At 59.9% G+C, this 17,070-nt stretch carries 16 protein-coding genes; 7 read left to right on the top strand and 9 right to left on the bottom strand.

The annotated features are described in order from the left end of the window. Positions 1-55: 55 nt before the first annotated feature. The 5 genes from ileS to K290_RS0103245 form a co-directional block, all read right to left on the bottom strand. Positions 56-2,938 carry an isoleucine--tRNA ligase gene (ileS, locus tag K290_RS0103265; RefSeq protein ID WP_028750541.1) on the bottom strand — a complete coding sequence of 961 codons (2,883 nt, stop codon included), beginning with the start codon at positions 2,936-2,938 and terminating at the stop codon, positions 56-58. Between the two features lie 295 nt (positions 2,939-3,233). Continuing rightward, positions 3,234-4,709, bottom strand: a complete 1,476-nt coding sequence (mctP, locus tag K290_RS0103260) for a monocarboxylate uptake permease MctP (protein ID WP_028750540.1) — start codon at positions 4,707-4,709, stop codon at positions 3,234-3,236. Beyond that, the gene (locus K290_RS0103255; RefSeq protein ID WP_028750539.1) at positions 4,699-4,896 is read right to left on the bottom strand and encodes a DUF3311 domain-containing protein; all 198 of its coding nucleotides are present in this window, start codon (positions 4,894-4,896) and stop codon (positions 4,699-4,701) included. Before K290_RS0103255 ends, mctP begins: the two co-directional genes overlap by 11 nt. A 136-nt stretch (positions 4,897-5,032) precedes the next feature. After that, positions 5,033-6,016 (bottom strand): bifunctional riboflavin kinase/FAD synthetase, encoded by a 984-nt coding sequence (locus tag K290_RS0103250; protein WP_028750538.1) that lies wholly within the window; start codon positions 6,014-6,016, stop codon positions 5,033-5,035. A gap of 15 nt (positions 6,017-6,031) precedes the next feature. After that, positions 6,032-6,880, bottom strand: coding sequence for a TIGR01459 family HAD-type hydrolase (locus K290_RS0103245; RefSeq protein WP_028750537.1), 849 nt, complete (start codon positions 6,878-6,880; stop codon positions 6,032-6,034). A 370-nt stretch (positions 6,881-7,250) separates the two neighbouring features. On the opposite strand from K290_RS0103245, the gene groES reads away from it, so the two are divergent. From groES to K290_RS0103230, 3 genes are all read left to right on the top strand, one after another. Beyond that, entirely contained in the window at positions 7,251-7,547 is a 297-nt protein-coding gene (gene groES, locus K290_RS0103240; RefSeq protein WP_004109735.1) for a co-chaperone GroES, read from the top strand. Between the two features lie 74 nt (positions 7,548-7,621). Continuing rightward, complete coding sequence (gene groL / locus K290_RS0103235; protein ID WP_028750536.1) at positions 7,622-9,262, top strand: chaperonin GroEL; 1,641 nt, start codon at positions 7,622-7,624, stop codon at positions 9,260-9,262. A 592-nt stretch (positions 9,263-9,854) separates the two neighbouring features. After that, the gene (locus K290_RS0103230; protein ID WP_028750535.1) at positions 9,855-10,301 is read left to right on the top strand and encodes a hypothetical protein; all 447 of its coding nucleotides are present in this window, start codon (positions 9,855-9,857) and stop codon (positions 10,299-10,301) included. Between the two features lie 65 nt (positions 10,302-10,366). On the opposite strand, the gene K290_RS0103225 is transcribed toward K290_RS0103230, so the two are convergent. Beyond that, positions 10,367-11,074 (bottom strand): glutathione binding-like protein, encoded by a 708-nt coding sequence (locus tag K290_RS0103225; protein WP_028750534.1) that lies wholly within the window; start codon positions 11,072-11,074, stop codon positions 10,367-10,369. 233 nt (positions 11,075-11,307) lie between these two features. Between K290_RS0103225 and K290_RS0103220 the strand changes: the two genes are divergently transcribed. Then, on the top strand, positions 11,308-11,751 hold the full coding sequence (locus K290_RS0103220; RefSeq protein ID WP_028750533.1) for a DoxX family protein: 444 nt from the start codon (positions 11,308-11,310) through the stop codon (positions 11,749-11,751). A gap of 79 nt (positions 11,752-11,830) precedes the next feature. Here the strand turns inward: K290_RS0103220 and hisG are convergent, their stop codons facing one another. The 3 genes from hisG to hisS all read right to left on the bottom strand — a co-directional run bounded on the left by hisG (position 11,831) and on the right by hisS (position 15,459). Continuing rightward, positions 11,831-12,526, bottom strand: a complete 696-nt coding sequence (gene hisG, locus K290_RS0103215; protein WP_028750532.1) for an ATP phosphoribosyltransferase — start codon at positions 12,524-12,526, stop codon at positions 11,831-11,833. Further along, positions 12,526-13,644: an ATP phosphoribosyltransferase regulatory subunit gene (locus tag K290_RS0103210; protein ID WP_028750531.1), complete on the bottom strand. Its 1,119-nt coding sequence runs from the start codon at positions 13,642-13,644 to the stop codon at positions 12,526-12,528. The genes hisG and K290_RS0103210 overlap by 1 nt, the downstream gene beginning before the upstream one ends. Positions 13,645-13,935: 291 nt before the next feature. Further along, entirely contained in the window at positions 13,936-15,459 is a 1,524-nt protein-coding gene (hisS, locus tag K290_RS0103200; protein ID WP_028750529.1) for a histidine--tRNA ligase, read from the bottom strand. 134 nt (positions 15,460-15,593) lie between these two features. Here hisS and K290_RS0103195 point away from each other — a divergent pair, with 134 nt between their 5' ends. From K290_RS0103195 to copM, 3 genes are all read left to right on the top strand, one after another. Continuing rightward, positions 15,594-16,142 (top strand): 2'-5' RNA ligase family protein, encoded by a 549-nt coding sequence (locus K290_RS0103195; RefSeq protein ID WP_028750528.1) that lies wholly within the window; start codon positions 15,594-15,596, stop codon positions 16,140-16,142. 48 nt (positions 16,143-16,190) lie between these two features. Then, positions 16,191-16,571, top strand: a complete 381-nt coding sequence (locus K290_RS0103190) for a hypothetical protein (protein WP_028750527.1) — start codon at positions 16,191-16,193, stop codon at positions 16,569-16,571. Positions 16,572-16,653: 82 nt separating this feature from the next. Next, a complete protein-coding gene (copM, locus tag K290_RS0103185; RefSeq protein ID WP_028750526.1) occupies positions 16,654-17,022 on the top strand; it encodes a CopM family metallochaperone in 369 nt (122 codons plus the stop codon). Positions 17,023-17,070 lie beyond the last annotated feature (48 nt).

Below are 17,070 nucleotides of genomic sequence, written 5' to 3'. Positions count from 1 at the left end.
TCAGGCAGCTTTTACCGGATGAATGCCTCAAAGGCAATTCACCCGGCAATTTTCTTCAGTTGACGGCCATCAACTCGCGCAAGGCCGCCGCATCACGCGCCGAAACGTCGGGATATTCCGGATCGGAACCGACATCGGTGGTGATGCGCCAGGAGCGGGCGCACTTGCGGCCTTCGGCCAGCTTTGGCACGACGCTGACCTTGGGGTCGTCGTCCAGGCGGAATGCATCCGCGGGGCCTTCGCCGCCCTTGATGGTGATATCGGAAGTGATGCAGATTTCTGAAAAATCCTGACCTTCCAGCACCTTCAGCAGTTCCGGATCGGCGATATAGACGACGGGCGCGGCTTCCAGCGAGGAGCCGATGCGCTTGTCCTTGCGCTCGATTTCGAGCGCGCCGGTGACGACGCTGCGCACTGCACGGATCTTCTTCCACTTATCGGCCAGCGCCTCGTTCTTCCATTCGCCGGGAACGGTGACGAACTGTTCGAGATGCACCGAGACCGCCTGTGGATTACGCGACAGCCACGCTTCTTCCATCGTGAACGGCAGCATCGGCGCCAGCCAGGTCACCATGCAATCGAAGATCGTGCGGATGACGGCAAGTGCTGCGCGGCGGCGCAGGCTCGACGGCGCGTCGCAATAAAGCGCATCCTTGCGAACATCGAAATAGAAGGCCGAAAGCTCCACATTCGAGAAATCGATGAGGGCGCGCGCGATGCGCTTGAAGTCGAAGGCGTCATAGCTTTCGCGCACCAGCTCGTCGAGCTCTGCAAGACGATGCAGCATGAGCTGCTCCAGCTCCGGCATATCGGCAGGCGCGATCACCTCGCCCTTGTCATGCGCTAGCGTGCCGAGCATCCAGCGGATCGTGTTGCGCAGCTTGCGATAGGCATCGATATTGGTCTGGATGATCGTCTTGCCGACGCGCAGATCCTCGGCATAGTCCGATGTCATGACCCACAGGCGCAGGATGTCGGCGCCCGCATCCTTCATCACCTCCTGCGGCGAGGTGACATTGCCCTTGGACTTCGACATCTTTTCGCCCTTCTCGTCCATGGTAAATCCATGGGTGAGGACGGTGTCATAAGGCGCGCGACCGCGCGTCGCGGCGCTTTCGAGCAGCGATGAATGGAACCAGCCGCGATGCTGGTCCGAGCCTTCGAGATAAAGGTCCGCCGGCCATTTCAGGTCTGGACGGTCTTCCAGCGTGAAGGTGTGGGTCGAGCCCGAGTCGAACCAGACATCGAGGATGTCCATGACCTGCGTCCAAGGCTCGTTGGCCTTTTCACGAAGGAAGCGCTCGCGCGCACCTTCGGCGAACCAGGCATCGGCACCTTCCTTCTCGAACGCTTCGAGAATGCGGGCATCGACGCCCTCGTCCTGCAGGATCTGACCATCATCATCCACGAAGATGCAGATCGGCACGCCCCAGGCGCGCTGGCGCGACAGAACCCAATCCGGGCGTTGCTCGATCATGGCGCGCAGGCGGTTCTGGCCCGCGGCAGGCACGAAGCGCGTATCGTCGATCGCCTTCAGGGCGCGCGAACGCAGCGTCGTGCCATCGGCAAGGTCCTTGTCCATGTAGACGAACCATTGCGGCGTGTTGCGGAAGATGACCGGCTTCTTCGAGCGCCAGGAATGCGGATAGGAGTGCTTCAGCCGCCCGCGCGCGAAAAGCGTATTCGTCTCGATCAGCGCCTTGGTGACCAGCTCGTTGGCATTGCCCTTTTTGCCGTTGTCGTCCATGACGCGGCCGCCCTCGAAGCCGGGGGCATCGGGGGTGTAGAAGCCGGCATCATCGACCGGGAACGGGATGCGGGAGGAGATCCCACGCGCTTCAATCTGGCGGGCATGGCTCGTCCAGGCGTCGAAGTCCTCGCGGCCGTGGCTAGGAGCGGTATGGACGAAGCCGGTACCGGCATCGTCGGTCACGTGATCGCCGTCGAGCAATGGAACTTTGAAGTCGTAGCCGAGCGAGACCAGCGGATGGCCACAGATGCTTGCGCCGAGTTCGTCGGCAGTCACATCGCGCAGGCGCTTGAACTGCAGCTTTGCCTTGGCGAAGGATTCCTCGGCAAGCTTGTCGGCAAAGATCAGCTTTTCGCCCGGACGCGGACCGAAATCATTGACGGCTTCCGTCACTTCGTAGAGGCCGTAGGAAACCCGCGACGAGTAGGAGATCGCGCGATTGCCTGGGATCGTCCAGGGCGTCGTGGTCCAGATGACGACGAAAGCGTCGTCCAGTGCGGCCGGACCTTCGACGACCGGGAACTTTACCCAAATCGTGTCGCTCTCGACATCGGCATATTCGACCTCGGCTTCCGCCAGCGCCGTACGCTCGACCACCGACCACATGATCGGCTTGGAGCCCCGATAGAGCTGGCCGCTGCGAGCGATCTTCAAGAGTTCGCCGGCAATGCGGGATTCCGCATGGAAATTCATCGTCAGATAGGGATTGTCGAAATCGCCTGTGATACCGAGGCGCCGGAACTCCTCGGACTGGATCTTGATCCAGCCGGCGGCGAAGTCGCGGCATTCCTGGCGGAATTCGTTGACCGGAACCTCGTCCTTGTTCTTGCCCTTCTCGCGGTATTTTTCCTCGATCTTCCATTCGATCGGCAGACCGTGGCAGTCCCAACCCGGAACATAATTGCTGTCATAGCCGCGCATCTGGAACGAGCGGGTGATGACGTCCTTCAGGATCTTGTTGAGCGCGTGGCCGATGTGGATATTGCCATTGGCATAGGGCGGGCCATCATGCAGCACGAATTTTTCGCGCCCGGCGGCGGAAGCGCGCAACTTGTTGTAAAGGTCCATTTCCTGCCAGCGCTTGACCAGCTCCGGCTCCTTCTGCGGCAGGCCGGCGCGCATCGGGAAGTCGGTCTCGGGCAGGTAAAGGGTTTTCGAATAGTCCATCTTTTCAGCGGTATCGGTCATTGTTCTGACAATTGCCTCGGCGTCTCGGGCGTTTTGCGCCGGAAAGGCGCAGCCATATGGGGATTTTTTCGGCGGCGGAAAGCGCCTCGGGAACAGGCGCCCAAAACCCGGACCTTCCGGCAGCTTACAGCGCGCGGAAGGCCGGGCCAATAATTCGTATCGATGGGCTCAGCCGAAATTGGGTCATAGTTGGCGGTTCATAGGCGCTTTTTGCATGGAAAGGAAGAGGAATCAGCCGCCGCAAGGCATAGAAAAGCCGCCGACGTTTCCGTCCGCAGCCAATCGGCGCCGCCAATCAGACCTCTGCCGCTGCCCGTGCGGGTGTCAGGGCATTCACGATCACCGCCACGACGATGTTGGTGATGAGCGCCAGCAGGCCGATGTAAACGGTAAACGGCGCTCCGCCGAGGCTGATCGCCTGCAGCGGCTTCAGCCCGTTGATCCAGACGAGATAGGTGCCGCCAAAGAAGCCGACGAACCAGCCGGCAAGCAAGCCGGGTGCCCGGAACCAATTGGTATAGAGACCGAAGATCAGCGCCGGCAGCGTCTGCATAATCCAGATGCCGCCCAGCAATTGCAGATCGAGCGCGAACTGTGTCGGCAGGAAGATGATGACGAGCAGCGCACCAATCTTGACGATGAGCGACGTCACCTTTGCCACCTTGGCCTCACCTTCTTCGGTGACCTCGGTGTTGACATAGGCTCGCCAGAAATTGCGGGTGAAGAGATTGGCGGCGCCGATGCTCATCACGGCGGCTGGAACCAAGGCGCCGATGGCGATCGCCGCGAAGGCAAAGCCGGCAAACCAGCCAGAGAAGAGTGTCTTGAACAAGGCCGGCACGACATCGTTGGGGCTATCGAGTTTCAGGCCGGCGGCATGGCCCATGTAGCCGAGCAATGCCAGCAGGCCGAGCAGCAGCGTATAGGCGGGCAGCAGAACGGCATTCTTGCGGATCGTCTGGCCGCTGTTGGAGGCGAAAATGCCCGTCAGCGTATGCGGGTACATGAAGGCAGCGAGAGCTGAGCCGAGCGCCAGCGTCGCATAGGCGACATACTGGTTCCCGGCCAATAGCAGACCGCCAGACCCCTTGGCCTGGAATGCGGCATCGGCCGCCGCGAACACATTGGCGTAACCGCCGAGCTTCAGAGGAATGAGAGCGATAGCGGCGATCACCACGATGTAGATCATGATGTCCTTGACAAAGGCAATCAATGCCGGAGCGCGCAGGCCGGCCGAATAGGTGTAGAGCGCCAGAATGATGAAGGCGACGGCGAGCGGCACTTCGCCGTGAAGCCCCAAAGCCTTGAAAACTGCCGTCATGCCGACGAGTTGCAGGGCGATGTAGGGCATGGTGGCGATGACGCCGGTGATCGCCACCGCCAATTCGAGCGCGCGCGAGCCGTATTGACCATGTACGACATCGCCCGCCGTGACATAGCCATTGTCGTTCGCACGCTTCCAGAGAACCGGCATGACCATGAAGACAAAGGGATAGACGATGATCGTATAAGGTAGAGCGAAGAAGCCGTAGGCACCGACCGTATAGACAAGTGCGGGAACGGCGATCACCGTATAGGCCGTGTAGAAGTCGCCGCCGACCAGGAACCAGGTGATCCAGGTCCCGAAAGTACGTCCTCCAAGGCCCCATTCATCGATGCGGGCAAGGGTCTTCGGCCGGCGCCAGCGCGCGGCCACAAAACCCATGACGGTGACGAGCGCGAAAAAGAAGATGAAGACGGCGAGTGCGGATGTATCGGTCTCAGTCGTCATGGCGCATGCTCCGATAGGCGATCCAGGTCAGGAAAGCGGCGATCGGCACCCAGGCGAGCTGATACCAGTAGAAGAAGGGAAAACCCAGGAAGACCGGATCATGGCTGTTGTAAAAGGGGACCCAGAGCAGGCCGATATAGGGAATGACGAGCAGCCAGCAGGCCGCCGTTCCAAAGCCTTTATCCATTTTGAGCGCCTTTCGGAGATTGGGGCGGCGATTCCGCACCTCATACCTCATAAGAGGTAGCGCACCTGATAGGCGGCTCAAGGTCGAAAGATGCTGAAGTGCATTAGGCTTTTGCCCGGCAAACCTTTGAGGAGCCTTAAGAAAAGGCGATGAAGCGGTCGATATCGCCGAGTGGGTGGACGCCGGCAAGCAACGCCCTCGCCTCCTCTTCATCCTTCCTGATCTGCGCGACCAGCGGATCGAGGCCGTCGAACTTCAGTTCGGGCCGGAGATAGCCGAAGAAGGAGACGGAGCAAATCTGGCCATAGAGATCGCCGCTGAAATCGAAAACGAAGGTTTCGAGCAGCGGTGCGCCATTTTCGGTCACCGTAGGGCGCCGGCCATAACTCGCGACGGCATCGCGAATGACGCCATCGGCAGCGCGGAAGCGCACGGCATAGATGCCGGCCTTTAACTGCGCTTCGGGTGGCAACCGCATATTGGCTGTCGGAAAGCCGAGAGAGCGGCCGAGCTTTTCGCCGCCGATGACTTCCGCCTCCACGGTGTAGCGATAGCCGAGCAGACCTGCGGCCTCCGCCACCTCGCCTTCCACCAGCAATTCCCGGATGCGGCTTGACGAGACCACTTCGGCGTTTTCATCGCGGTAAGCGTCGATCAGCGTGACGCCGAAGCCGTTCTTGCTGCCGGCGTTCATCAGGAACGCGGGACCGCCCTGGCGGTCATGGCCGAAATGGAAATCGAAGCCGGTAACGACTTCGGACGCATGCAGCCAGTCGATCAGAATAGAATGGACGAATTCGTCGGCGGAGCGCTGGGAAAAGGCGCGATCGAAGGGATATTCGATGACGGCATTGAAGCCGATCGCCTCGAGGAGGCGCGCCTTCAGCGGCGCCGGGGTCAGGCGGAAGACCGGCTGATCAGGCTTGAAGACGGTTCGCGGATGCGGCTCGAAGGTCAGGACAAGCGCCGGCACGGCGCGCTCCCTGGCGATCTCCAGGGCGCGATCGAGCACGGATTGATGGCCGCGATGCACGCCGTCGAAATTACCGATGGCAATGACGCCGCCTTTCAGATTGTCCGGCAGCGGCTCTCGGGTCTCATTGCGGTGGAAAACGGTCATCGGCTACCACTTCTCTCAGACAAGGCGCGGCATCCACCACTTCGGCGAGGCCTGTTCGCGCGCCAGAAAGGCACCAAGCGCTGCCTCGTCGGTGTGTCCGTCGACGACATATTCGCGGGCATGGATACCATGGCTTATATAAAGAAGATCGAGGCCGTAATCGAGCGCGCCCCGCACATCGGTCGGCATGCCGTCGCCAATGGCGATAACGCGCGACATCGGGAATTCGCCGCGCGCTTCGCGGGCGGCTGCGATCGAAGCATCGTAGATCGGCTGATGCGGCTTGCCGGCAATCCGCGTCTCGCCACCGAGCCGATCGTAATAAGCGGCCATGGCGCCGGCGCAGGGGATCATGCGGTGCCCGCGCTCTACAACGAGATCGGGATTGGCGCAGATCAGCGGCACGTTACGGGCCGACCAGGCCTTCAGCATGTCGGTATAATCGTCGGGGGTCTCGGTTTCGTCGTCGAAAAAGCCGGTGCAAACGATGCTTTCGGCCTCTTCGGCCTCGACGCGCACGATATCCAGCCCCTCGATAATGGCGATGTCGCGCTCGGGACCGAGCAGAAATACCTTCTTCGGACCCTCGGCAATCAGCCGGCGGGTGACGTCGCCGGAGGTGACGATGCGGTCATAGGCGCTGTCGGGAACGCCGATCTCCCGCAGTTGCTGGACCACCTTCGGTGCCACGCGGGGAGAATTGGTGATGAGGACGACCGTCAGCCCTTCGGCGCGTGCAGCTTCCAGCGCAACCGGCGCGTCCTTGTAGACGGAGACGCCGTTGTGCAGCACGCCCCAGACGTCACAAAGCGCGACGTCATAGAGTTTGCCGATCTCGCGGAAGCTTTCGATACGCTTGCCCATGCAGTCCTCGTGGTCAAAGAAATCACGGGCTGACATTGCAAACCGTCCGGCAAATTACAAGAGCGGAGCCCAGGTTTTTGCATCGCACAAAGCTCAAGCGGCAAGCTGGGGTGAAGGCGGATTTTCGGCTTAGTGAACCAAAAAAAGAACGGCGTTTTCACAATGGGATATGAAACAGAATTGGCTTCTGCCGTTAATCATCGGCAAACAAGCCGATCAGCGCCGCAAAAAATTCACAGTGCTGTTCTTGACTCGTCCAGAAGCCACCCCTAAATCACCGTCGCTAGCACTCGCCAAGGCAGAGTGCTAGCAGAGCCCCATACGGATCCCCCGCTGATCCGTGAATGTCATTTGATCGAGGGATTAGACAATGGCAAGCACCAATTTCCGCCCCCTTCATGACCGTGTCGTCGTTCGTCGCGTCGAGTCGGAAGAAAAGACCAAGGGTGGCATCATCATTCCGGACACCGCCAAGGAAAAGCCGCAGGAAGGCGAAATCGTCGCCGTTGGCTCTGGCGCCCGCGATGAATCCGGCAAGGTTGTAGCGCTCGACGTCAAGGTTGGCGATCGCGTTCTGTTCGGCAAGTGGTCCGGCACCGAAGTCAAGCTCAACGGCGAAGACCTTCTGATCATGAAGGAAGCCGACATCATGGGCATCATCGGCTAATCCGGCCGATTGCCCTTTTCCGATAAAGCTGACGGGCCATAAACCCGGACAACGCGAATTCAGGAGTTTCAAACATGGCAGCTAAAGAAGTAAAATTCGGCCGCAGCGCCCGCGAAAAGATGCTTCGTGGCGTCGATATCCTCGCTGACGCAGTGAAGGTCACGCTCGGCCCTAAGGGTCGTAACGTCGTTATCGACAAGTCCTTCGGCGCTCCGCGCATCACCAAGGACGGCGTCACCGTCGCCAAGGAAATCGAGCTGGAAGACAAGTTCGAAAACATGGGCGCCCAGATGGTCCGCGAAGTTGCTTCGAAGACCAACGACATCGCCGGCGACGGCACGACGACCGCAACCGTTCTCGCCCAGGCCATCGTTCGCGAAGGCGCCAAGGCTGTTGCAGCCGGCATGAACCCGATGGACCTGAAGCGCGGCATCGACCTCGCCGTTGCCGAAGTCGTCAAGGATCTCCAGGCCAAGGCCAAGAAGATCAACACCTCGGAAGAAGTCGCACAGGTCGGCACGATTTCGGCAAACGGCGAAAAGCAGATCGGTCTCGATATTGCTGAAGCCATGCAGAAGGTCGGCAACGAAGGCGTCATCACCGTTGAAGAAGCCAAGACCGCCGAAACCGAACTCGAAGTCGTCGAAGGCATGCAGTTCGACCGCGGCTATCTCAGCCCCTACTTCGTCACCAACCCGGAAAAGATGATCGCCGACCTCGAAGACGCGTTCATCCTGCTGCACGAGAAGAAGCTCTCGAACCTGCAGGCCATGCTCCCGGTTCTCGAAGCTGTCGTTCAGACCGGCAAGCCGCTCCTCATCATCGCCGAAGACGTCGAAGGCGAAGCTCTCGCAACGCTCGTCGTCAACAAGCTGCGTGGTGGCCTGAAGATTGCTGCCGTCAAGGCTCCGGGCTTCGGCGATCGCCGCAAGGCCATGCTGGAAGACATCGCCATCTTGACGGGCGGCACTGTCATCTCCGAAGATCTCGGCATCAAGCTCGAGTCTGTCACCCTCGACATGCTCGGCCGCGCCAAGAAGGTCTCGATCTCCAAGGAAAACACCACGATCGTCGACGGCGCTGGCGCCAAGTCCGACATCGAAGGCCGCGTTGCCCAGATCAAGGCTCAGATCGAAGAAACCACTTCCGACTACGACCGCGAAAAGCTGCAGGAACGTCTTGCCAAGCTCGCTGGCGGCGTTGCCGTCATCCGCGTCGGCGGCTCGACGGAAGTCGAAGTCAAGGAAAAGAAGGACCGCATCGACGACGCCCTCAACGCGACGCGCGCTGCTGTTCAGGAAGGCATCGTACCGGGCGGCGGCACCGCTCTGCTGCGCTCCTCCGTCAAGATCTCCGTCAAGGGTGAAAACGACGATCAGGAAGCCGGCGTCAACATCGTCCGTCGCGCTCTGCAGGCTCCTTGCCGCCAGATCGCTGAAAACGCTGGTGACGAAGCTTCCATCGTTGTCGGCAAGATCCTCGACAAGAACGAAGACAACTGGGGCTACAACGCTCAGACGGGCGTCTATGGCGACATGATCTCCATGGGCATCGTCGACCCGGTCAAGGTCGTTCGCACGGCTCTGCAGGACGCAGCTTCGGTTGCTTCGCTGCTGATCACCACCGAAGCCATGATTGCCGAACTGCCGAAGAAGGATGCCCCTGCTGGCATGCCGGGCGGCATGGGCGGCATGGGCGGCATGGACATGATGTGATAGGGCATCGGCCCAATCACAGGAATGTCCATAAAGCTTCGCCCATGCATCTTTGATGCTTCAGGCCGCCAAGCGGCCTGAAGTGGCGGCATGGACATGATGTGATAGGGCCTTAGCCTTATTACGACTGTTCAATCCGACATCCGGAATTGACGAAGGGCGGCTCTCGGGCCGCCCTTTTAATTTATGTTTTACCGGCGCCGCGCAAGGTTCAACAGATTTTGCAACTATGCAAATTTACGCAAATTGCCCCATTGTCGTTCTTATAAAATCCCCTATAAATCGCAGCGCAATGATGTTCGATGGATTGTTGCAGAGAACGTAAATTTTACTTGTTTTCAATTCGCGTTGCGCGCGACTAGGCACAATCCTAACCTTTTATATAGATTGCGCGCGTAGATTCATTACTTAAAGTGACTTGATAGTTTGAATTGACGATCCAGAAGCACGCCTGGCGTGAATGGGTTCGGCGAAGAAGGGGCTTCGCCGGTCCATAGCTGTGCAACATGCGGAGCGACGCTCCATCCAATATGCATGAAATTCGATTTGAAGCGCGCGCAGGGGAACCCGCGCCTCAAGGGTGGGGAATATCTTGTTCAAGATCGCCAAAGCCAATCTTGCCGCACCTTTTGCTCCGGGATCGTTGGAGTTTAGTGGACATGATGCTGATCTTCTGGCGCAGTTTTGCGTCTCCGAAGGTTGGACTGGTGATTTATCGAGCGGCATCATCAAACTTGGTCAATGGGGCACCATGCTGCACGGGTTGAGTTCCTCCGAATGCGGCCTCTTGAGCCTGATGCATTGCTACGACGCGCATGATCGCGCCCGCATCCTCGACCTCTTCGAGCAGGCGGCAACCGCATCCTCCAGCTTCTGCTACTCCACCACCGCACTCGGCGTCGGCGGGCATCGCCAACCGATCTTCTGCGTCGGTGAATCGATCGGCACCGAGGGAAAACACGCCGGCAGCATGGTGGGCGTCTTCCTGTTTCCGCGCTTCAAACTCGAGCCCGGCAGCCAATTGGCGAGCCGGCAATAGCGCACTGAACGCGAAAGGCCGATCCTCTCGGACCGGCCTTGCATCGCGGATCGGGATACCCGCTATCAATCCCGCTTCGGAATATTCAGCCCGCGCTGGCTCGCCGGGCGGGCTATGGCACGTTCAAGCCATTCCATGACCGCCGGGAAACTTGCGAATTCGAGGAGCTCGCGGCCACCATAAAAGACGTCGACGCCGCGGACCCACGGGAAAGTGGCGATGTCGGCGATGCTATATTCGTCGCCCATGATCCACTGGCGGCCCTTCAAGCGGCTTTCCAACACACTCAACAGGCGCTTGCTCTCATCGCGATACCGCTCGACCGGATAGGAGTTGTTGGCGACCTTATCGGCAGCGAATTTGAAGAAGTGGCCGAACTGGCCGAACATCGGGCCGATACCGGCCATCTGAAAGAACACCCACTGCAACGTCTCATAACGTCCTGCCGCATCCCTCGGCATCAGCTTACCGGTCTTTTCGGCGAGATAGACGAGGATGGCACCGGATTCGAACAGGCCGATCGGCTTACCGTCAGGGCCGTTGGGATCGATGATTGCCGGAATACGACCATTCGGATTCAGCGAAACGAATTCCGGCGACTTCTGGTCGTTGGTGCTGAAGGAAATCAGATGTGGCTCGTATGGAAGGCCAAGTTCTTCGAGCGCAATCGATACCTTGACGCCGTTCGGCGTCGGTAGCGAGTAGAGCTGGATGATATCTGGATTGCTGGCTGCCCAGCGCTTAGTTATTGGAAATGAAGACAGATCGGCCATGGGGCCTCCTTCTGAAGATCATGATTTCGCGAATGAATTCGCGTCAACGACGAATAAATTCGCGTCAACATAGCCGATATGAAGCGTATGGGAAGAGTGCCGGTTGCTGGCGATTGTTCAACAATTGTGAACTAATCGTGCGCTTTTGTTTATCTTTCCAATCTCATCAAAATCGCGAATAACGGATCTCGGAAATCGTCACTCGGCACCAATCGCCTCTACTGGAGACCGTCATGTCCAACACCAATAACATCATCATCCTCGTGGCGCGCATCCTGCTCGCCTTCATGTTCATCTTCGCCGGCTTCGGCAAGCTGACCGATCCGTCGAGCACCGCGGGCATGATCGCCGGCGCCGGCATGCCGGCCGCAACGCTTCTCACCTATCTCGCCGGCGCCTTCGAATTCGTCACCGGCGTCTGCGTTCTCATCGGCTTCCAGATCCGCGTCGTCGGCTGGCTGCTCGCCGTTTTCTGTGTCTTCACCGGCATCGTCTTCCATCTGCCGACCGTCAACGTCCCGGATTTTCCGGCCGCCGCCAATGGCTGGATCAATGGCCTGAACTTCGTCAACTTCCTCAAGAACGTCACGCTCGCCGGCGCCTACGTCATGCTCGCCACCAACGGCCCGGGCGTCTACTCGCTCGACGCACGCCGCGGCGCCTACGCAGCCGCCTGATTGCTCAAGACCTCCCAAGCATAAAAGCCCGCCGGTTCCGCGGCGGGCTTTTTCGTATCATTGAACAGAGCAGAAAATATCAGAGCGCAGCGCGCACGGCATCGATGATGCGCTGAACCAAGGGATCGCTCTCGTGGCTCTCCTTGCGCGCGCGGACGAGGCAGGCCTCAGAGCGCAGGATGGTGCCGTCGGAGAGCACCTTCAAATGGTTCGCCTTCAGCGTCGAGCCGGTCGAAGTGATATCGACGATGATATCCGCAGACCCGGCGGCAGGCGCCCCTTCCGTGGCGCCGAGGCTTTCGACGATGCGGTAGAGCTGGATGCCGTGCTGGCTGGAGAAGAACTGCTGCGTCAGCCGCCAATATTTGGTGGCGATCGTCAGCCTGCGGCCGCGCCGCGCGCGGAAATCAGCGGCGACATCGCCGAGATCGGCCATGGTATCGACATCGAGCCAGATATCCGGAACGGCAACCACGACATCGGCATGGCCGAAACCCAGGCGGGCGCAGAACTCCACACGCCCATCAGCATCGGCCAGGCCCTCGCGCACCAGATCTTCGCCGGTGACGCCAAAATCGACGCTGCCATTGCCGATCTCGCGTGAAATTTCCGAAGCGGAGAGGAAGGCGATCTCGACATCGTCCCAGCCTTCGACACGGCCGCGATAGGAGCGGTCGTTGCCGACGGCAACGATGGGCATGCCGGCGCGTTCGAAGACAGCCGAGCAATCGTCCTTCATGCGGCCCTTGGAGGGAAGCGCAATGGTGATGGTCATCAGGCGGCCCTCGCAGTTTCGATCCGGTCGAGCCAGAGCGCGAAGCCGACGGCTGGGATGTGGTCTTTCGCGCCGAGCAGTGTCAGCAGCCGGTCAAAACGGCCGCCACCGGCGAGCACCGCCGGCGATCCTTCCAGCGTCACTTCGTAGACCAGACCGGTGTAATAATCGAGCGGACGGCCGAAAGCGGCGCGATATTCGATCTCTGAGGCATCGACGCCGGCCTTGGCAAGGGCCGCAACGCGGGCGTCGAAACGCTCAAGCGCGTTGCCGAGCTTCAGCCCGGCCGAATCGGCAAAGCCGGCCAGCGCCGAGGAGGCGTCGGCGAGTGGCAGGCTGAGCGACAGGAATTCCTCCAGGACACCGAAAGCTCCATCATCGAGATGAGTTTCCGAGAGGACCAGCTTTTCGCGGAGACGGCGGGCAATCTCCAACGGCGAGCGGCTGGCATTGGTGGAATAACCGGTCGCCTTCATGGTGCTGTCGATATGCGTGACCAGTCCCTGCTCGTCACCACGCGTCAGAAAGTCCAGCACATGCGGATCAAGGCCGGTCACCGGCTGCGGACTTGCGAGCCGTGCCAACAGGGTCTTGAGATGCGTCATATTGCCGAAAGCATGGATCAACCGCTTCTGCCAGCCGGATGGCAGTCCGAGCGCCTGCACGACCGCCTCGAACACGGCTTGATCGCCGAGTGTCACGGAGAGCGACTTGCCCGGCACCAGCCGATTGAGAATGCCGATGGCATCGCCAATGAGGCGGGCATCGGCTCCGGCGATATCGCGATCGCCAAGATCCTCTATCCCCGCCTGGTAGAATTCATTGCCGCCTTCGCGACGCTGGCGGAAGATCTCGCCAAGATAGGAATAGCGCTTTGGGGTGCCCGTCGCGGTTTCGATATGGCGCAGACAGACGGGAATGGTGAATTCCGGGCGCAGGCATAGGCTGGCGCCGGTTTCGCTTTCGGTCATGAAGATGCGACGGCGCAGATCTTCGCCCGCCATGTCGAGAAAAGGCTCGGCCGGCTGGATGATCGGCGTATCGACCCGCTCCGTCCGGCGGCCGGCAAACTCAGCCAGAAGATCGCCGGCGAAATCTGGGAGGTTGATCAGGGGCATGGGTTTGCCCTCCCCTTCTCCCCTCGGGGAGAAGGTGGCCCGAAGGGTCGGATGAGGGGGGCTCTCAGCACGGGAAAACTATCCTTCGCTTCACGCTCATGATCCGCGTCGCTCCGCTCCTCGGCCCCCTCATCCGCCCTGTCGGGCACCTTCTCCCCGACGGGGAGAAGGGGATGACGGAAATTAGCGCCATCTGTGACCCAACCAAGGGACGAAAGGTCGGAGCAAAAGAGGTCGTCCCCTCTCCCCGCCTGCGGGGAGAGGGTTAGGGTGAGGGGCAAGGCCGCACACTCAGACATTGCCGAGTGCCCTCTTCTTATCCTCCGCCTGCGCCGCCAAAATCTGCTGCACCTTGGCCACCAGATCGGCTTCCGGCACGGTCTCCTGCGCGACGCGGGCCTCGCGCCAGCTTGCATTGTCCTCGATCTCGCCAGACAGACGCTTACCTTCGATCAGGTCCTTGAGCTGCACGACGCCCTCGGCGCGCTCGTCGCCACCTTGGATGATGGCGATTGGGCAGCCGCGGCGATCGGCATATTTCAGTTGGTTGCCGAACTTCTTCCAATTGCCCTGGAACATTTCGGCGCGGATGCCAGCCGCCCGCAGTTGCTGCGTGAAGCGCTGGTAGCGGCCCATGGCCTCGACATCGCCATCCATGACGGTGACGAGCACGGGCTCGATCACCTCTTCGGTGCCGAGCTTGCCGAGGTTCTTCAGCGCTGTCATCAGGCGCGACACGCCGATGGAGAAGCCGGTGGCCGGCACGGGCTGACCCATGAAGCGCGAGACGAGCCCGTCATAACGACCACCGCCGCCGACGGAGCCGAAGACGACCTTCTCGCCCTTCTCGTTGGTGACGTCGAACAACAGCTCGGCCTCGTAGACCGGACCGGTGTAATATTCGAGGCCACGCACGACGGACGGATCGATCTTGATACGATCGGAATGATAACCAGCGCTGGTGACGAGGCTGCCGATGAAATTCAGTTCCTCGACGCCTTCGCCGCCGTTGGACGTGCCGGCGACAAGCTCTGCCAGCCGGACAGCACTTTCGGCATAATCCTTGATGCCGACGAAGAAGAGCACTTTTTCGATCTGATCCGCGTCCAGCCCGGCGCCCTTGGTGAAATCGCCGGACTCATCCTTGCGACCCGGTCCGAGCAGCAGCGCTACGCCTTCCGGACCGAACTTGTCGAGCTTGTCGATGGCGCGCAGTACGTTCAGGCGCTGAGCGGCCTTATTATCGCCGCCGAGGCCGATCGCCTCCAGCACGCCGTCCAGAACCTTGCGGTTGTTGACGCGGATCACATAGTCGCCGCGCTTGATGCCCAAGGCCTCCAGCGTGTCGGCCATCATCATGCACATTTCGGCATCGGCCTGCACGCCTGGCGCGCCGACCGTATCGGCATCAAACTGCATGAACTGGCGGAAGCGGCCCGGGCCTGGCTTCTCGTTGCGGAAAACATAGCCCGCCCGATAGGTGCGGTAGGGGAGCTGAATCTCGTTGAAATTCTCTGCGACATGACGGGCAAGCGGCGCCGTCAGATCGTAGCGCAGCGACATCCACTGCTCGTCATCGTCCTGCAGCGAAAACACGCCTTCGTTCGGCCGGTCGCTATCGGGTAGGAATTTGCCGAGCGCATCGGTATATTCGAACAGCGGCGTCTCGACGGGATCGAAACCATAATGCTCGTACACGGCCCGGATCTTGGCGGTCATTTCGTTGACGGCGCGAATATCGCTCGCCGAACGATCGACAAAGCCACGCGGTAGGCGGGCTTTGAGCTTTTGCGGTTTCTTTTGTTTATCGCTCATTTGCAGGATAATCCGGTACGGGAACAGTGGCGGTTAACTAGCGGATAGCGCGGGATGCGGCAAGGATTGTTGTATGTTGCTGTCCGTCAAAACCGACAAAAGCGACAGAAGCAGATAACCGGGACGTAGAAGCCATGTCCTACGCGATCAGCCTGAAATGCACCAACAACACGGCGCTCCCCGTCCTCGATCTCTGGCGGCAAGCCAGCGCCTTCGAAACTGTGCCGTCGATGCAAGAGCTGAGCTATCCTCCACATCTGACCTTTGCCATCTATGAAGACATCTCGCCCGAGCGCCTCTGCGAGGCTGCTGCCAAGGCTTTTCAGGACATTCCGGCGATTTCGGTGGAATTCTCAGGCATCCGACACTTCAGGAACGATGTGCTGGTGCTTTGGGCGCGTCCCGTCGACGACAGCGCCTTGCGGCATGCGCACGATGCCATTCATCAGGAAATTGATCCCACCCTATGTGATGAGCATTACCGGCCCAGCCAATGGCAGCCTCATTGCACGATCGCGATGAAAATCCCGATGGCATCGGCCGAAACAGCACTGACATGGGCTGCGGAAACGCCGGCGAGATTTACGGTGACTTTCGATGCTGCCGATTGCGTGAGATTTCCTCCCGTCGAAATCCTGAGCGAGGTCAAACTGGCGCCTCGATATTCCGCCAACCATCGCTGAATGCGATTTCCACTTGCCTTTTGCGACTACAAATTTAGATTTTTGCTCATGCGCTTCTTCGCGATCCTGACAATGCTCATTGCCTGGCTGTTCTACGGTGCCATGCCGGCGCTGGCGAAATGCCCCATCTGCGATTCCGCGATGGCGATGGCGGCTGTCCCCAGCGTGAGCATGCATGCCGGTGTGGCTGATATGCCCGGCATGACGGATCACGGTTCCATGGCCGTGCAAACGGATAAGAAACCGGACAATCCCTGCGCCGGCGGTATGGCACATGCGCCTTCTTGCGCCGCCTGCCTTGCGGTTGCGCCGGCGCTTGCGATGGATGAGGGCAAGTCTTTGGCATTCTCCTATCCGGCGCCCACGCATGGCCAACGGCTGCATGATTCCCGCCCGGCTCCGACAGCGCCGCCTCCCCGTTTCGCCTGACGCTCCTGATTTCCATTCATCAATGATGCGGACTTTTCCGCACAAGACTTCAGATGCCGTTCAAAAACGGAAAGGAATTCTCATGCCTCTTTCAAAATCCATCATTCTCGCCGGCGCTTTTGCTCTCGCCCTTATCGTCCCTGCCCTTGCCGACGACGTGTCCGGCATGGACATGAGCAAGCCGATGGGCAACCAGGGCGCATCCAGCAAGGCATTCAACGATGCCATGGGCAAGATGCACCAGGATATGATGATCACCTATAGCGGTGATGCCGATGCGGATTTCGTCCGCGGCATGATCCCGCATCATCAAGGCGCCGTCGACATGGCCAGGATCGAGCTCAAATACGGCAAGGACCCGGAACTGCGCAAATTGGCGGACAGTGTCATCAAGGCGCAGGAGGCCGAAATCAAGGAGATGAACACCTGGCTGAAGAAGCACGGTAAATAAGTCGGGTGAAAGCCGAGCGAGAGGCGGCAGCTCTGTCGTCTCTCGTCA

The sequence above is a fragment of the Rhizobium leucaenae USDA 9039 genome (assembly GCF_000426285.1).
GTDB lineage: Bacteria > Pseudomonadota > Alphaproteobacteria > Rhizobiales > Rhizobiaceae > Rhizobium > Rhizobium leucaenae.
The sequence above is the reverse complement of the archived record's forward strand: the minus strand, read 5'-3'. Positions and strand labels throughout refer to the sequence as shown.

What these genes read in the sequence shown, in the direction of transcription:
- ileS (WP_028750541.1), bottom strand. Translation starts at nt 2,938, where the DNA reads ATGACCGATACCGCTGAAAAGATGGACTATTCGAAAACCCTTTACCTG.
- mctP (WP_028750540.1), bottom strand. Translation starts at nt 4,709, where the DNA reads ATGACGACTGAGACCGATACATCCGCACTCGCCGTCTTCATCTTCTTT.
- K290_RS0103255 (WP_028750539.1), bottom strand. Translation starts at nt 4,896, where the DNA reads ATGGATAAAGGCTTTGGAACGGCGGCCTGCTGGCTGCTCGTCATTCCC.
- K290_RS0103250 (WP_028750538.1), bottom strand. Translation starts at nt 6,016, where the DNA reads ATGACCGTTTTCCACCGCAATGAGACCCGAGAGCCGCTGCCGGACAAT.
- K290_RS0103245 (WP_028750537.1), bottom strand. Translation starts at nt 6,880, where the DNA reads ATGGGCAAGCGTATCGAAAGCTTCCGCGAGATCGGCAAACTCTATGAC.
- groES (WP_004109735.1), top strand. Translation starts at nt 7,251, where the DNA reads ATGGCAAGCACCAATTTCCGCCCCCTTCATGACCGTGTCGTCGTTCGT.
- groL (WP_028750536.1), top strand. Translation starts at nt 7,622, where the DNA reads ATGGCAGCTAAAGAAGTAAAATTCGGCCGCAGCGCCCGCGAAAAGATG.
- K290_RS0103225 (WP_028750534.1), bottom strand. Translation starts at nt 11,074, where the DNA reads ATGGCCGATCTGTCTTCATTTCCAATAACTAAGCGCTGGGCAGCCAGC.
- K290_RS0103220 (WP_028750533.1), top strand. Translation starts at nt 11,308, where the DNA reads ATGTCCAACACCAATAACATCATCATCCTCGTGGCGCGCATCCTGCTC.
- hisG (WP_028750532.1), bottom strand. Translation starts at nt 12,526, where the DNA reads ATGACCATCACCATTGCGCTTCCCTCCAAGGGCCGCATGAAGGACGAT.
- K290_RS0103210 (WP_028750531.1), bottom strand. Translation starts at nt 13,644, where the DNA reads ATGCCCCTGATCAACCTCCCAGATTTCGCCGGCGATCTTCTGGCTGAG.
- hisS (WP_028750529.1), bottom strand. Translation starts at nt 15,459, where the DNA reads ATGAGCGATAAACAAAAGAAACCGCAAAAGCTCAAAGCCCGCCTACCG.
- K290_RS0103195 (WP_028750528.1), top strand. Translation starts at nt 15,594, where the DNA reads ATGTCCTACGCGATCAGCCTGAAATGCACCAACAACACGGCGCTCCCC.
- K290_RS0103190 (WP_028750527.1), top strand. Translation starts at nt 16,191, where the DNA reads ATGCGCTTCTTCGCGATCCTGACAATGCTCATTGCCTGGCTGTTCTAC.
- copM (WP_028750526.1), top strand. Translation starts at nt 16,654, where the DNA reads ATGCCTCTTTCAAAATCCATCATTCTCGCCGGCGCTTTTGCTCTCGCC.